This is a genomic window from Pseudomonas baetica, from assembly GCF_002813455.1.
GTDB classification, from domain to species: domain Bacteria; phylum Pseudomonadota; class Gammaproteobacteria; order Pseudomonadales; family Pseudomonadaceae; genus Aquipseudomonas; species Aquipseudomonas baetica.
Genome location: NZ_PHHE01000001.1, coordinates 3,516,727 through 3,531,736, shown reverse-complemented (window position 1 = coordinate 3,531,736; position 15,010 = coordinate 3,516,727). Strand labels below are relative to the sequence as shown.

Genomic DNA, 15,010 nt, shown 5'->3' with positions numbered 1-15,010 from the left:
CACACCGCATTCGCGAGCAAGCCCGCTCCCACAAGGACCCCATCCTTTCGGAGAATCCTATGAATTCGTCGACCTATCCCGCCGCCCAACACGTCATGGTGCTCTACACCGGTGGCACCATCGGCATGCAGGCCAGCGCCAATGGTCTGGCCCCGGCGTCCGGTTTCGAAGCGCGGATGCGCGACTACCTGCACAGCCAGCCTGAACTCGTCGTACCGCAGTGGCGTTTTCGCGAGATGTCGCCGCTGATCGACAGCGCCAACATGACCCCGGCCTACTGGCAGCAACTGCGTGAAGCGGTGGTCGATGCCGTTGATGTACAGGGCTGCGACAGCGTGCTGATCCTGCATGGCACCGACACCCTGGCTTACAGCGCCGCGGCCATGAGCTTCCAGCTCCTCGGCCTGCACGCCCGCGTGTGCTTCACCGGTTCCATGCTGCCGGCTGGCGTGACTGACAGCGACGCCTGGGAAAACCTCGGCGGCGCACTGGTTGCTCTCGGCCAAGGCTTGGCGCCAGGTGTGCATCTGTATTTCCACGGCGAACTGCTGGCGCCAACCCGTTGCGCGAAAGTGCGCAGCTTCGGCCGCCATCCGTTCAAACGTCTGGAGCGTCAGGGCAGCGGTGTGAAAGCCACTTCGATCCCGGCGGCGTTGCATTACAACCAGCCAAAACAACTGGCGAAAGTTGCCGTGCTGCCGCTGTTTCCCGGCATCGGCGCCGAGATCCTCGACGGCCTGCTCGACAGCGGTATTCAGGGTCTGGTGCTGGAGTGCTACGGCAGCGGCACCGGGCCGAGCGACAACCCGCAATTCCTCGCCAGCCTCGGCCGCGCGCGGGATAACGGCGTGGTAGTGGTTGCGGTCACGCAGTGCCATGAAGGGGGCGTGGAACTGGATGTCTACGAGGCCGGCAGCCGTTTGCGTGGCGTGGGTGTGTTGTCCGGTGGCGGCATGACTCGTGAGGCGGCGTTCGGCAAATTGAACGGATTGCTGGGCGCAGGCCTGGAAACTGCTGAAGTCCGCCGTCTGATCGAACTCGATCTGTGCGGTGAGCTGATCTGACACCACGCAAATCCCTGTGGGAGCGGGCTTGCTCACGAAGGCGGTGTGCCAGATAAGCTGATGTCGACTGACACGGCGCATTCGCGAGCAAGCCCGCTCCCACAGTTTGATCTTCGTACGGCATGCAACTTGCTGCACTCCAGCCTTCATCAGGCTGGAAGATCCTATGCTCCACTCCCACCTCACCACCCTCAACGCCGTCTCGCTGATACTCAACACCTTCAACGCCGAAGGCTTGTCGAGCGAAGCACTGCTGGCCGGCAGCGGCATCAGTGCGGCGGATCTGGCCCGTGCCGACACGCGCATTACCACCAATCAGGAGATGCAGGTCTGCGCCAACGCGGTGGCGCTCAAGCACGACATCGGCCTGGAACTGGGCCGGCGCATGCACGTTTCCTGCTATGGCATCCTCGGTTACGCCCTGCTGACCTGTGCCACCTTCGGTGACGCTTTGCGCTTGGCGATCCGCTATCCGGCGCTGTTGGGAACACTTTTCGAACTGAGCCTGGAAGACGACGGCGAACGCGTCTGGTTCGTCGCCGCCGATTATCGCGAAAGCCCGGCGATGGCCGTGTTCAATGCCGAGTTCTGTCTCGTGTCGCTCAAGGTCATCTGCGACGACCTGCTCGGCCATCCGCTGCCGTTGCTGGCCACGCGGTTCGAACACGCCGCACCGGACTACCGCGACAGCTACGCCGAACACTTCGCCAGCCCATTGCACTTCGCCGCCAAGGACAACGCCTTCGCCTTCGATCGACACTGGCTCGATCAACCGCTGCCACTGGCCGATGTCATTACCCATCAGGCCATGGCTGAACGCTGTCGCAAGCAGAACCTCGAATTCACCGGACGGCAAGCCTGGCTGGGGCGGATCCGCCAGTTGCTCAGTGCCCAGTTGAATGCCGCACCGGGGCTGGAAGGTCTTGCCCAACAAATGAAGTGCTCGCCACGCACTTTGCGTCGCCACCTCAAAGACATGGGCAGCAGCTATCAGGAACTGCTCGACGAACTGCGCTTCGAACGCGCCAAGCAGATGCTGTGTGAAGATCAACTGCCGATCTATCGCATTGCCGAAACCCTGGGTTTCAGCGAAACCGCGAGCTTTCGCCATGCGTTCGTGCGTTGGAGCGGCGTGGCGCCGAGTCAGTTCCGGCCACACTGAAGATCAAATGTGGGAGCGGGCTTGCTCGCGAATGCGGTGTGTCAGGCAAAATTCTTGTATCTGGCACACCACATTCGCGAGCAAGCCCGCTCCCACAATAGATTGGTATTTCATGCCCGCATCCGCGCCATTAAGGGGCCAATTGCGGTCAGGATTTTTGGCCAGATCCATCCCCTTTTGGCCTTTCCTGCCGTTCTCCGAATCGCTGCGTGCCGCAACACTTGAGGCAACTGATTCAGCCCTGCGGAGAACAACAAATGCTGACGATCTACTCGGACGATCACCACCTGCACCATGGCCGCTGCGAATTGATCGATGGCCAGCTCAAACCGTGCTTCGAGATGCCGTCGCGCGCCGACCATGTGTTGCAACGCGTGCAGAACCGGCACCTGGGCCCGGTCGAGGTGCCGAAAGATTTCGGCCTTGAGCCAATCGCCCGTATCCACAGCCGCGACTATCTCGAGTTTTTCAAAGGCGCGTGGGCGCGCTGGACTGAATTCAACACCGACGGCGATTTGCTGCCCTACACCTGGCCGGCGCGGACCTTGCGGGCGATCAAACCGACCAGCCTGCACGGCCAGCTCGGTTACTACAGCTTCGACGGTGGCGCGCCGATCACCGCCGGCACCTGGCAAGCGGCGTACAGCGCGGCGCAGGTTGCCCTGACCGCGCAAGCGGCGATCCAGAACGGCGCGCACAGTGCCTTCGCTTTGTGTCGGCCACCGGGACACCACGCGGCCAGCGATTTGATGGGCGGTTATTGCTACCTCAATAATGCCGCCATCGCCGCGCAGGCGTTCCTTGATCAGGGCCACAAGAAGGTCGCAATCCTTGACGTCGACTATCACCACGGCAACGGCACGCAGTCGATCTTCTACGAGCGCAGCGATGTGCTGTTCACCTCGATCCACGGCCACCCGGAAGCGGAATTCCCGTTCTTCCTTGGCTATGAAGATGAATTGGGCGAAGGCGCCGGTGAAGGTTTCAATTTCAACTATCCGCTGCCCGCCGGTTCTGGCTGGGACACATGGAGTAGCGCACTCGAGCAGGCCTGCAAAGAGATCGAACACTATGGCGCCGACATCATCGTCGTATCGCTGGGTGTCGACACGTTCAAGGATGACCCGATCTCGCAATTCAAACTCGACAGCCCGGATTATCTGGCGATGGGCAAGCGCATTGCCGCGCTCGGCAAGCCGACCCTGTTCGTCATGGAAGGGGGTTATGCGGTGGAAGAAATCGGCATCAACGCGGTGAACGTGCTGGAAGGTTTTGAACAATGATCCGACTCAAGTAATTGATGGCTCCGGCCGGTCCCCAAGGGCGCAAATAACACCGAAGACGCTTGCACCGTCATCAACGACAGGCCACACCCTGTGCTGCAACCAAGACCCGCCACGGCGGGTCTTTTTTTGTCCGCGATATGTATGTACCGCCCTGCCCTGCAGACGACTGGCTAATTTCGGCAGAAACGGGGGCGGTGATTGTCGCCGCCTCTTCTGACTGCGGAAGACACCCATGACCGAAAACACCGATGCCACTGCACCCGGCAGCTCCCTCTCCTTGCAGCAGCAGAGTCGCCTGATCGACCTGACCAGCCAGGGTCCTTCACTCCATCAATCAGCATCGACGTTGTTGCGCCAGGCCCTGGCGAAAAACTACTCCCACCTGAACATCGATCCCGACCACGCGATGATCGCGACGCCGATTCGCGCAAGTGAAGGCGCGTTTCACCACTACGAATCGCTTACCCATGCGCTGGTTCGACTGTATTACGCCAGCACTTTGGCAAGTTACCTCGAAGGCGAGTGCTTTCTGACACTGATGCCTCACTCGCATAATCCCGTCCACCTGGCCATGGATATGGACGACGTCAATTCGCTGATCAACGATCACGCGCCTTTTCTGTTCGCCACCTACCAACAGTTGCAACTCGATTACTGGAATGAGCCAGGACCAACGCAACCGCGCTGGCAAGTGTTGGCCGATGCGTTCAAAGCGGCGGTGAATGTGCAGCAAGCCACTGGCTGGGATGCCGATCAGTGTTCACTTGCACGCTTGATTGCCGCCGCCCCGGACAAACAGCTTCGCACCTCCACGCAGGGTGATTTCAAGGACGTGCGGGCCTGCCTGCTCGACGTTGATCTTGTGGAAGAGGCGAGCAACCGCCACCTGCTCATCGCCGGTGCGATCATCATGACCGCGACCTGCAAGGGCCGAGAACTCATCCTGATGTATTCGATCAACTCAGGTCATGAGACGTTCGCTTCCATGCAAGCGCTGGGTGAATCGCTTCCGGCCCGTATGGAGATGAGCCAGGAGCAACAAACCCTGACATGGCGCCTGAGCGAACCTGAAGGGAATATTTTCGATGCCGTCGCGTGGGCGCTGATTGGCAACCAACTCGATGAAATCACGGCGCTCGACCCTGCAAACCGTGCTGACGCCCCCCCGGACAGTGCTGCGCAACCACGAAACAGCCTTGGTGTAGAGGACCGAGACCGCCTCGATCAACTGGATCAGGCGATTCCCGCCTGGCTGCATGACGGTTCGATCAGCGACTTGCAGGCCTATCAGCACTACATCGTCAAACTGTCGGATCTGCGTGACGACGCGCAAAAAGACACCTTTCGCGAAGACGATCTCCCGCTGATCAAAACCTATGCGCAAACCCAGATGCGCGAGGCGATCATCGCCGATAAAAGAGCGAAAAACGCCGCCGACCTGCCACTGGACTCGTTGCACATCAGCGTGACCGGAAGCTTCGAATCCGGTGGTCTGGTGCTCCCCAACCCACTGGACCGCACGGTAGAAACCCTCGGCGAGTTCGCGCTGCAAAACTCCCCACCCTATCTGGCAACACTCGCCTTCAACGACGGCACCGCCATACCGGCGTGGCTGACCGTTAACTTGCTCACTGAACTGGCGCAGCAGGTCAATATCGGCGAGCGCTATCCCAGGCTCATCAAGCGCACGCTGATTGATGACCCAGTGCGCGCGGCCCAGCAGAAAACCCGCTACACCCGCCAGCTTCCGATCTTGCTGCCATTGCTGGCACTGGAAAACAAACTCCGTCATCAGAACGGCGTCAATCAACGCGGGTACGAATACGTCTGCCAATTGATGGAGGCCATCGCCCATGACAAACCTGCGGCTCAACACCCGGTGACCATTCGCCCCCTGGCGTTCGTTCCGCGTAACCGCCTGAGCAAAAAAGCCGATGTCGTCAGCAACATGTTCGTCATCGCCCCGCGTGATGCCAGCCAGGGGCCCTGCCTGCTTTATCGGCCGGCGCTGGACAAACCACTGGTGCAGTTCGCCTCCCTGCAAAACCTGCTGTATGCCTTGTATCAGCCCGGGGAGTTAAGGGATTCGGTGCTGGCATGGTTGGCGACCGAGGCGCTGGGCTTCGAATACGCTCAGTACGTGTTTTCCAGCGAAATTCCGTCGCCGTGGATCGTTTCGCAACTGGCGTTCGAACCGCTGATCCACCTTGATCTGGCCGGCCCGATCGACCTGGCGAATGCCCCCCTGAGCGGCGATATTCTGGCGAAGCTGTATGACGCCCATAGTCAGGCGTTGATCGAACTCGCCGACCGACAATCGGTTTCCAACAGCGAGCGGCGCTGGAACCTGTTGGCAGACAGCGGCTGGACACTGTTCAACGTTGCCTCCAACTTCTTCAGTGGTGCTGCTGGCACGGCAGTGTGGGTCTGGCAGAGCATCAGCCAGATTCAGCAAGCCGTCGACGCCAATCAACGCGGGGAGGAATTCATCCAGTGGAAATCCATGAGCGATGTGCTGTTGGTGCTGGGAGTCCTCTTGTCGCAGCACGTGGCTGCACGACGCAACCATCTTAAGTTACCGTCGTTCAAGGAACTGCGCGAAACACCGCTGCCGTCGGAAAATCCCGATATACCCACGCGGCTACCCAGCGATCCGCCAGTGAAAACCGGGCCCGTGCTTAACTACGACAGTCAGGTCGTCAGCGGTGACATTGCGCCAGCACACCTTTCATCGCTGGAGACCGGTACGCCCTATCGCTCAGCAACGGCGAAACGCTTTATCACGCTGATCGACAGCTTCAAGTTGGCAACGCCCGCGCCCGGCACCCACGAAATATCCGCGTCCAGCCACCTGTATACCGTCGATGGCAAAACCTGCGCGCAAGTGGGCGAACGCTGGTTTCAGGTCATCGAATCGGAAGGTGAGCCGCTGCGCATCGTTGACCCCGCCAACCCTGATCGCAAAGGTCCTGTTTTGCAGTACGACGCCAGCTCGCAGCAATGGCATTGGGACCTGCGCATTCGTCTGAGCGGGGGAGCACCAACCGGGCGGATCGCAGCATTTCGGCGGGCCAGAGAGCAGAAAAAGGACGCGGCCATGGCGAAACTCAGGCCGTTTCTGGAAAGCGAAAGTCTCCTGGTTGACGAGTTTTCCAAAGCAGTAAAAGTTCTGAAAGAGGCACCGGACAATCTGTTCGACGAAAGGTCAGCTGTATTCCTCGAACAATCGCAGGTATTGGCCAAAAGTTACACCGATGCGCTGGAACAACTGAGGATCTGGAACGAGTCCGGGGGCAGCAGCGTCTTCTACCAATCACAGCTGATGCGCCTGACCACTGAACAACATAAATGCCTCAGTGGCTGGATGCGCTTGAACATGAGGATCTACCGACAAACCCTGCAAAGATTGCTCCCCGGCACTACCCACGTCGAACCTGTGAGCAGACAGGAACAAATGAATATTGCCAATAAGGCCAAGACACTGAGCGAAGGCATGGTCGGCGCCCTGCAAACCCTGAAGGCGTCGGTCGAGGTGCTACAGCAATACGAAGGAAAACCAACCAGGGTTGCCAGAAAACTGATATCGCTGCTTCCGCCTTTCACCCGGTTTGACTTCCTCGCCAATGAAATCGCCCTGACCTCCGAGTTGTGTCTGCGCGACCTTGAAGAGCCGCAACTGACCTTGCCGCGCCAGGCGCTTCGGGCAGTCACCGCCAGTGCGGCAGATGCCAGCCATGACTTGATCGCCCTGATCAAAACCCCGGTCAGCGCCGACGGTCAGGCAGCTCGCATCGAACAGCTGATCCACTTCAATGACCTTTACGCCAGCGCCGATGAGCTCGTTCTGGGATTGCCGACGATCTATCCCGAAACATTCGTTCAGGCCAGACTCGACCAGGTGCGTCAGCAGATTGCCGAGTTCCACGAGCTGGCACAGAAACGCCTGGTGGAGGAACTGCCGGACACCAGCGAGATCGCTGTTCCACCGGTAAACGAACCAGGGCCCTCCAGGCCGCAGCGCAAAGGCAAAGTCACCAAGACCCGCCCCAGGCAGAACCCACCGGAAAGGAATCCGTCCACGGACGAAAGCGATTCGGAGGCGCAAATTCCGTTCGTGAAGATGTCCGCGTCGCTACCGGTCGCCCCCGAGGCTCTGACCAATGACACCGACATCGTTGCCGCGGCACTTGAATTGAATCTGAAAATCTCAGAGTTCAACAAGAGTAAGAGCGAAGACGCCAAACGCCCGGGCCGCATACCTGCCGACATCCGCGACATGTTCGATCAGCAAGTCAGCAGGCTCAACAATGCGGCTGCTGAAACCGAGCAGGCGCTTGCCAGAGCACGCGCCACAGGGGCAGAAAACTTACCGGTCGGTAGCCTTGCCGAGGAACTGCGTGCAGGCGCTGAACTTACCCGCACCACAGGGGTTACCACTTACGCAACAATGCTCAAGCAACGCAAACCCCGGACAGCTTACTTGCAGTGGCTGCTTGCCAACGATCAGGTCGCGATCGTCAAGGATACTCGCGGGCGTATTCGTACCAAACAACGCAAGGACTACTTCCAGGAATACCAGATCCTCGACAAGACCAACCACAACAAGCCGCTGTGGGTGGCGCATTTCCACTACGACGACCAAACCGTCGCGGATGAGCAGTGCACCGTCGCTCACCTTAAATTGGCTGATGCCTATTTGCTCACGCTTGACGCCAAAACCCGCCAGGCACTGGACACCTTTGATGCTGTCGACAATGTGCTGAGAAGGCTGGACAAGCCAGCGGATCGCGACCTGTTCCTGAAACCGCAGCCCCGCGGTTAATTCACCCACGCAGGGTGCTTACACCCGCCAGACTTGTCGCAAGCGTGCCAGAGCCGACTCGATTGCCGGCTCCGGTACTGCGGCGAAACCCAGGACCAGGCCGGCACGCTGATCAATCGCAGTGGTGGATTGCGGCAGCCAGTAGCTGCTCAATCCATTGATCTCGACACCGACACTTTGCGCCTGCTGGATCAGTTGTTGTTCACGCTCGACGCTGTTGACCGCGACGCTCAGGTGCAGCCCGGCACACACGGAGGGCAGACTGCCGACTCCGGGAATACTCGACGGCCAACCTTGCAACAGCACATTGCGGCGACTGAGCGCAGCACGGCGCATCCGGCGGATATGACGCTGAAAATGCCCGGCGGCCATGAACTCGGCCATCACCGCCTGAGTGCTCACCTCCGAATGGCGAACATCCACCGCACGCCGTTGCGCAAAAGCATTCACCAGCCCTGGCGGCAATACCAGATAGCCGAGGCGCAACGCCGGGAAGGCTATTTTGCCGAACGTCCCGACGTACAAAACCCGGCCCTGTCGGTCGAGTGCCGCCAAGGGTGCCAGCGGCGCACCGCTGTAACGGTACTCGCCGTCGTAGTCGTCCTCGACGATCCAGCCCTGCGTACGCTCGGCCCAGGCCAGTAATTCCAGGCGTCGCGCAAGACTCATCACCACACCCGTCGGGTATTGATGCGAGGGCGTGACATAGGCCACCCGGCAATCGCTGAGACTGGCCATTGCTGCGCAGTCGATACCCTCACTGTCCACCGCCACGCCATGCAGGCGCGCACCCGCCACGGCAAACGCATGACCGGCTGCGCGATAGCCCGGATTCTCGATCGCCACGCCGTCGCCCGGCGCCACCAGCAGCTGTGCACAAAGACTGATGCCTTGCTGTGCACCGCTGGTGATCACAATTTGCTCAGGCGTGCATTGCATGCCGCGCGAGCTGCGCAAATAAGCGGCGATCATCCCACGCAAGCGCGCATCGCCTGCCGGATCGCCGTAACACAGTTGCTGCAGATCCGGCTTGCGCCAGAAAGCCGCATTCAGCTTGGCCCAGACCTCAAACGGGAACAGATCAAATGCCGGCACGCCGACCCGAAACGCTCGCGGCGGACCACTCGGAGGCAAGGCTAAATGGTTGCTTTCAATGCGCGAAAGGTTTGTGTTGTGGATAACTTTACTGGATGGAGCCACAGGTAAATCCAGCCAATTTGTGGATAAGGCTGTGGATAGGCCTGTTGAAAACCCTGTGGATACTTTTGTGGATAATTTTTTCGTAGAAGTGAGCGTTTGTGGCAATTGCGCGACATACGTGCCATCACCTACCCGCCCCTCGATAAATCCCTCGGCATAGAGTTGATCGTAGGCGCGTACCACACTGTTGCGGGAAATCCCCAGCGCCGCCGCCAAATCACGACTGGCCGGCAAGCGTGTGCCGCTGGCCAATCGGCCATCAAGCACGCGCAGACGCAAGGCCTGATAGAGCTGGCGACTCAGGCCCAGGCGGCGATCAAGCTCGATTCCGGCCGGATTGAAGGGCATGGACATCGCAGGTGACTCAGACATGGCAATGGACCTGTGAAATTGGTCATCAATGGCTCTTACAACAGACCAATAGCCTGCCTAGGATGCAGGCATTCGCCAAGGAAAATCTCTCCATGTACACGCCCAAAGCCTTTGCCATCGAAGAGTTGTCGCAACTGCACGAACTGATCCTCGCCACCCGCCTTGCCATTCTGGTAACCCATGGCGAAAACGGTCTGCAAGCCAGCCATGTGCCGGTGCTGCTGCATTGCGAGCAAGGTGAGTACGGCACGCTCTACGGGCATCTGGCCAAGGCCAATCCACAGTGGAAAGACCTGCGCAACGGCGCCGAAGCCCTGCTGATTTTTGCCGGTCCGGACGCCTACGTCAGCCCTGGTTTCTACCCGAGTAAAGCCGAGCACGGCAAAGTCGTACCGACCTGGAACTACGTCGCAGTGCACGCCTATGGCCATGCCGAGACCTTCAGCGACGGCGGGCGGCTGCTCGATATCGTCAGCACCCTCACCGACCGCCATGAGGCTGGCCGCGCACAGCCTTGGTCGGTCGCCGACGCGCCCGCCGATTACATCGACAGCATGCTCAAGGCCATTGTCGGTTTCGCCATTCCCATCGACCGCCTGGAAGGCAAGCGCAAGCTCAGCCAGAACCGCAGCGCCGAAGATATCTCCGGCGTGCGCGAGGGGCTGGCCGCCAGTCCCGAGATCAATGATCAAACCCTCGCCCAATTGATGCGTTAAGGAAATCACCATGAGTCAGATCGAGATCCGTCAGGTCAACGCCGACGACCACGCCGCCTGGCTGCCGCTGTGGCAAGCGTACCTGCGCTTCTACAACACCGAACTGCCGGAGGCGGTGACGAACAGTACCTGGCAGCGTTTCCTCGACCCAGGCGAGCCGACTCACGCCGCGCTCGCCTGGGCGGATGGCAAAGCGGTGGGCATGGTGCATTACATCTACCATCGCTCGAACTGGAGCATCGAAAACTCCTGCTACCTGCAAGATTTGGTGGTCGAGGAACACACTCGCGGCACTGGCGTCGGTCGCCTGCTGATCGAACACGTCTACGCCACGGCCAAGGCCGATGGTTGCTGCAAAGTCCATTGGCTGACCCACGAAACCAACGCCACCGCCATCCAGCTCTACGAGCGCATCGCCGAGCGCCCGGGGTTCATCCAGTTTCGCAAAGCCCTTTAAGGAGAGACGCTCATGACTGCTTCACTTGCCGACTGGAAAGGCGTCCCTGCCCCCACCACCCAACTGCTTGAAGGTCGCTTCATCCGCCTGGAAAGGCTCGACCCGGCGCGCCATGGCGACGACCTGTTCAACGCCCTCGAAGGCCCCGGCGCCGACCCGAAACTCTGGGATTACTTGCCCTACGGCCCGTTCCCGGAACGCAGCGTGTTCAATGCCTGGCTGAACAATCACGCGGCCAGCAGCGACCCGTATTTCTTCAGCGTCATTGACCGCGCCAGCGGCCAGGTGCAAGGCATCCTCAGCCTGATGTCGATTGTCCCGGCGCAGGGCCGCATCGAAATCGGCCACGTCACCTTCGGCGCGCCCATGCAGCGTTCGCCGAAAAGCACCGAGGCGGTTTATCTGCTGGCGAAGTATTCATTTGAGCTCGGCTACCGTCGCCTCGAATGGAAGTGCAACAACGGCAACGCCCGCTCCAAGTACGCAGCCGAACGCTTGGGCTTCAGTTTTGAAGGCGTGTTCCGCCAGCACATGGTGGTCAAGGGCCAGAACCGCGATACCGCGTGGTACTCGATTCTGGATGGTGAGTGGCCGACGATTGCGGCGGGGTTTGAGCGGTGGCTGTCGGATGAAAACCAGACGCCTGATGGGCAGGTGAAGGGGTTGGTCGAGTGCCGTACTTAACCTTTTAAAAGCAAAAGATCGCAGCCTTCGGCAGCTCCTACATTCGCTTTGTGTAATTGGATGGACTCGCCCAAGCCGAGGCGTCAATGCGCCACGGTGGCAGTCTAAACAGCCATCGACAGCGAGGGCGAGTCCATGAAAAATCATAGTTCGAATGATCAATCCCTGTCTTCTTCCGATTTGTCGGCCTGCACAACTTTGGCGGTAGATCTGGCCAAACAGGTCTTTCAGGTCGCTGGTGAAGATGTCCTCGGCCAGGTGCGCTATGAACAGCGGATCAAGTCGCGTGAGGCGTTTTATGAGTTTCTCCAACAGCTGCCGCCTCATGTCGTGGTTTTGATGGAGACCGGTCCGGGAGCTCAAGCCTGGGCCCGGCAGTTGCAAGACAAAGGTAATCTGGCGCGGATTCTTCCAGCCGGTTTGGTGACCACACACCGCAGTGGGCCTAAAAATGATCGCAACGATGCGCTGGCGATTCTGCGCGCTGGTCGCGATGAAAAAATCTGCGCGGTACCGGTCAAAAGCGTTGCTGCGCTGGCAATGCAAGCGCTGCATCGCGCCCGTCAGGGCTATGTGCGTCGACGCACGGCGGTCAGCAATCAGATGCGCGGCCTGCTGCTCGAGCACGGCGTGGCCTTGGCGCAGGGCGATGTTGCGATCAGTCAGAAGATTCCGCGGGTACTGGAAGATGCGACCCAGCCACTGCCTGGCCTGCTGCGTGAATTGATCGACGAACTGTTGGCTGAGTGGCGCCATTTGGGCGAGCGCATCGGCGTGTTGACGGGCCGCCTGGAAGTGGCCGCTAACGCCGACATGACAGCGAGGCGACTGATGACCGTGCGCGGCATTGGCCCAGTCATTGCCACGGCACTGGTGGCCAAGGAAACCAACCCTGAGCGGTTTCCCAATGCCCGCAAGTTTGCCGCGTACTTTGGCATGGTGCCTGACCAGCACAGCAGCGGGCAGACGGTCCGGCTGGGCGACATGACCAAGCGAGGTGATGTTTATTTACGCAGCTTGATGATCCAGGGAGCCCATTCGGTCCTGCAACAACTGCGACCTGATTCCCTGCAACCCGATGACCGCCGCTTGTTGCGGTGGATGAGCCGACTGGGCCGTAAGGAGGCTGCGATCAGGTTAGCCAACCGCAACCTACGAATCGTCTGGGTGCTTCTACAGAATGACCAGTCTTATCGTCGTCATGCTGGTAATGGTCAGTAAGCGACGATAAGCCACTGAGCGACCGAGTTCTGCCACCGAGGTACTGACTGTCCGACCCTTTGCTGAAAAAAATTGACCCCAGGTAAGACCGGCGTGGATTGATGCCTAAGCTCCTACTGGCCTTCGAGGCCTGACTGTAATCGGCATGCCACGAGCTCTTCCAATTTTGGCCAGAGGCCGAAGACGGCTTCCACGAATAGGCCTAATACATAGATGCAACGGGGCGACAGTTTTCAAAAAACGGGTAGACAGTGGGGGCGAGTCCATACATAGGAGCTGCCGCAGGCTGCGATCTTTTGATCTTTAACTGATATCTCGTCGAATCCGCACAACGCCCATCTTCATCCCAAACGGACGAAACACGGCGTTCAGCGACTTCAGCGTCTGATTACCCTCACCGTGTTCGATGTGCACCAGGGTACGCACCGAGATCTTGCACATTTTCGCGAACTGGGTTTGATGCAACCCCGTCACTTCTACACGTAAGCGGCGAACGGCTTCGCCGATCTCAAGCGTTCCCTGTGCCAGCGCTTCCCGTATGTTTTCAATAAGCACAGTGCGTTCGGCAACGGTCAGGCTCATTTCAGATCCCACTCTTTCAATCGCTGCTCCAGATTCTTCAATGCGATGCCTGGGTGATTCATGGTTCGGTCCGGCAGGCCACTCTCGGTCAAAATATCGGGAAGGGCCGCGAGGCCTTGTGCATCCATACGCAGGCGCTCGAATGAATCAGGCGCGTTGGCCAAAGCAGCCAAGGGATCATCCGGGGCTGCAATATCAGCCAATGCACGACAAACGCCTCGCCAATCGACATCACCCGCCCTTTCCAACGCTTTCGGCCATTTAGTCGTACGGGTAACGCCTTCATCGTCCATGACCATCGGCGCCAAATCATAAATTGGAGCAAGCCGAAACGAACTTACCCCACGAATAATCGCGGTATTGCGGCCATGGTTATCCGAGTTACCGAGAATTTTGTTGATCAGATCCCGACGCAAGTAGTCCGCCACCAGATCAGGAATCTGATCCGCTTGCCCTGCCTCACGCCACAGACCGGCAAGCATACGAATCACGTCCAAATGGTCCATCGCGCTGCCTGGCGCTGTCACGTTAGCCAGCGAATAAATCGATTCGACTGCGTAACGCTCAACACCTTGAGCGGTTACCCGACGATCAAAACGCTGCATCCACAAGCTGGGTTTGGTCGCCTCTTCCAGTGCCAGCCCCTGTGAGGCGACCGTTTCGATGCCTAACGTCTGAAGGGCTCTGTAGTAGTGGAACTCACTTCGCAAGATATCCTGATCGGTCTGGTTGCCTTTGTTGCGGGCAAACTTCACAAACCAGTGTTGACTGACCTCTGAATCCTCAAGGACTGCATCGGGGAACAGGAGGCCCGCCTTGTCCTCTGCCAACAGAAGCTTCGGTGCTTCCCCCCCCGCCCCCGTCGCACCGCCAATGGCGGCACCCAGTTCATAGGCGTACTCGAGAAACCGGTTGTCACGCAGGATCACGTCCTGACGCTGAAATCCAATGGGCTCTCGCTCATCCACAGATTCGGCAGACTCCTTTATCCGCATGTTGCCGATGGGTGCCGCTGTACTTCGACCCAACAGATAAAGATCGGCGCTGATGCCTGCGGGTTTTTCTTGCCCCACGCGAGCAAGAAGAAAACGTTTCGCCGCACCGGCAGGAACGATGTCATGGATGAAGGCTGGCACAGCGGATCGCCGGCTATCCCATTCCAATGGGAACCGTACACTCACAGCTTTTGAGAACGGCGACCCTATCTCGTCGAAGTTATCGAAGAGATAGGTGGTTTGATAACCGAAATCGCAGCGACTTTCGAAACCCTTTTCGGGGTCAGCGAAACTCAGAATCATCGCGTCATGCCATTGCCCAGCCGCGAATATCTGTAATGTCAGGTCGTACATACGCTTTGCACCCGCATTTAAATGCACTTTAGCGAAGGGTTTTCATTAATAACTGCAATATAGTGCATATTTAATCGAGCACCACGAATACATCT

At 59.0% G+C, this 15,010-nt stretch carries 12 protein-coding genes; 8 read left to right on the top strand and 4 right to left on the bottom strand.

Annotation, left to right across the window (positions count from 1 at the left end; translation table 11 throughout):
* The first annotated feature begins 59 nt into the window (after positions 1–59).
* The gene (locus tag ATI02_RS16015; RefSeq protein ID WP_095187850.1) at positions 60–1,064 is read left to right on the top strand and encodes an asparaginase; all 1,005 of its coding nucleotides are present in this window, start codon (positions 60–62) and stop codon (positions 1,062–1,064) included.
* A 166-nt stretch (positions 1,065–1,230) separates the two neighbouring features.
* Entirely contained in the window at positions 1,231–2,226 is a 996-nt protein-coding gene (locus ATI02_RS16010) for an AraC family transcriptional regulator (RefSeq protein ID WP_095187849.1), read from the top strand.
* Positions 2,227–2,229: 3 nt separating this feature from the next.
* Here the strand turns inward: ATI02_RS16010 and ATI02_RS32290 are convergent, their stop codons facing one another.
* A complete protein-coding gene (locus ATI02_RS32290; RefSeq protein WP_161555388.1) occupies positions 2,230–2,397 on the bottom strand; it encodes a hypothetical protein in 168 nt (55 codons plus the stop codon).
* A gap of 86 nt (positions 2,398–2,483) precedes the next feature.
* Between ATI02_RS32290 and ATI02_RS16005 the strand changes: the two genes are divergently transcribed.
* Positions 2,484–3,509: a histone deacetylase family protein gene (locus ATI02_RS16005; protein WP_100846773.1), complete on the top strand. Its 1,026-nt coding sequence runs from the start codon at positions 2,484–2,486 to the stop codon at positions 3,507–3,509.
* Positions 3,510–3,744: 235 nt separating this feature from the next.
* Positions 3,745–8,334 (top strand): dermonecrotic toxin domain-containing protein, encoded by a 4,590-nt coding sequence (locus ATI02_RS16000; RefSeq protein WP_100846772.1) that lies wholly within the window; start codon positions 3,745–3,747, stop codon positions 8,332–8,334.
* An 18-nt stretch (positions 8,335–8,352) separates the two neighbouring features.
* On the opposite strand, the gene pdxR is transcribed toward ATI02_RS16000, so the two are convergent.
* Positions 8,353–9,906 (bottom strand): MocR-like pyridoxine biosynthesis transcription factor PdxR, encoded by a 1,554-nt coding sequence (pdxR, locus tag ATI02_RS15995; RefSeq protein WP_100846771.1) that lies wholly within the window; start codon positions 9,904–9,906, stop codon positions 8,353–8,355.
* A 92-nt stretch (positions 9,907–9,998) separates the two neighbouring features.
* Here pdxR and ATI02_RS15990 point away from each other — a divergent pair, with 92 nt between their 5' ends.
* The 4 genes from ATI02_RS15990 (at position 9,999) to ATI02_RS15975 (ending at position 12,984) form a co-directional block, all read left to right on the top strand.
* Positions 9,999–10,622, top strand: a complete 624-nt coding sequence (locus ATI02_RS15990) for an FMN-binding negative transcriptional regulator (protein WP_095187845.1) — start codon at positions 9,999–10,001, stop codon at positions 10,620–10,622.
* A gap of 10 nt (positions 10,623–10,632) precedes the next feature.
* Positions 10,633–11,079, top strand: coding sequence for a GNAT family N-acetyltransferase (locus ATI02_RS15985; RefSeq protein WP_100846770.1), 447 nt, complete (start codon positions 10,633–10,635; stop codon positions 11,077–11,079).
* Positions 11,080–11,091: 12 nt separating this feature from the next.
* Complete coding sequence (locus ATI02_RS15980; RefSeq protein WP_100846769.1) at positions 11,092–11,763, top strand: GNAT family N-acetyltransferase; 672 nt, start codon at positions 11,092–11,094, stop codon at positions 11,761–11,763.
* A gap of 180 nt (positions 11,764–11,943) precedes the next feature.
* Positions 11,944–12,984, top strand: a complete 1,041-nt coding sequence (locus tag ATI02_RS15975; protein WP_100848419.1) for an IS110 family RNA-guided transposase — start codon at positions 11,944–11,946, stop codon at positions 12,982–12,984.
* A 303-nt stretch (positions 12,985–13,287) separates the two neighbouring features.
* On the opposite strand, the gene ATI02_RS15970 is transcribed toward ATI02_RS15975, so the two are convergent.
* A complete protein-coding gene (locus tag ATI02_RS15970; RefSeq protein ID WP_095191927.1) occupies positions 13,288–13,566 on the bottom strand; it encodes a helix-turn-helix domain-containing protein in 279 nt (92 codons plus the stop codon).
* Entirely contained in the window at positions 13,563–14,915 is a 1,353-nt protein-coding gene (locus tag ATI02_RS15965) for a HipA domain-containing protein (protein ID WP_100846768.1), read from the bottom strand. Before ATI02_RS15965 ends, ATI02_RS15970 begins: the two co-directional genes overlap by 4 nt.
* Between the last annotated feature and the right edge of the window lie 95 nt (positions 14,916–15,010).

Coding starts and splice junctions, on each gene's coding strand:
- ATI02_RS16015 (WP_095187850.1), top strand. CDS start 60: ATGAATTCGTCGACCTATCCCGCCGCCCAACACGTCATGGTGCTCTAC.
- ATI02_RS16010 (WP_095187849.1), top strand. CDS start 1,231: ATGCTCCACTCCCACCTCACCACCCTCAACGCCGTCTCGCTGATACTC.
- ATI02_RS32290 (WP_161555388.1), bottom strand. CDS start 2,397: ATGGATCTGGCCAAAAATCCTGACCGCAATTGGCCCCTTAATGGCGCG.
- ATI02_RS16005 (WP_100846773.1), top strand. CDS start 2,484: ATGCTGACGATCTACTCGGACGATCACCACCTGCACCATGGCCGCTGC.
- ATI02_RS16000 (WP_100846772.1), top strand. CDS start 3,745: ATGACCGAAAACACCGATGCCACTGCACCCGGCAGCTCCCTCTCCTTG.
- pdxR (WP_100846771.1), bottom strand. CDS start 9,906: ATGTCTGAGTCACCTGCGATGTCCATGCCCTTCAATCCGGCCGGAATC.
- ATI02_RS15990 (WP_095187845.1), top strand. CDS start 9,999: ATGTACACGCCCAAAGCCTTTGCCATCGAAGAGTTGTCGCAACTGCAC.
- ATI02_RS15985 (WP_100846770.1), top strand. CDS start 10,633: ATGAGTCAGATCGAGATCCGTCAGGTCAACGCCGACGACCACGCCGCC.
- ATI02_RS15980 (WP_100846769.1), top strand. CDS start 11,092: ATGACTGCTTCACTTGCCGACTGGAAAGGCGTCCCTGCCCCCACCACC.
- ATI02_RS15970 (WP_095191927.1), bottom strand. CDS start 13,566: ATGAGCCTGACCGTTGCCGAACGCACTGTGCTTATTGAAAACATACGG.
- ATI02_RS15965 (WP_100846768.1), bottom strand. CDS start 14,915: ATGTACGACCTGACATTACAGATATTCGCGGCTGGGCAATGGCATGAC.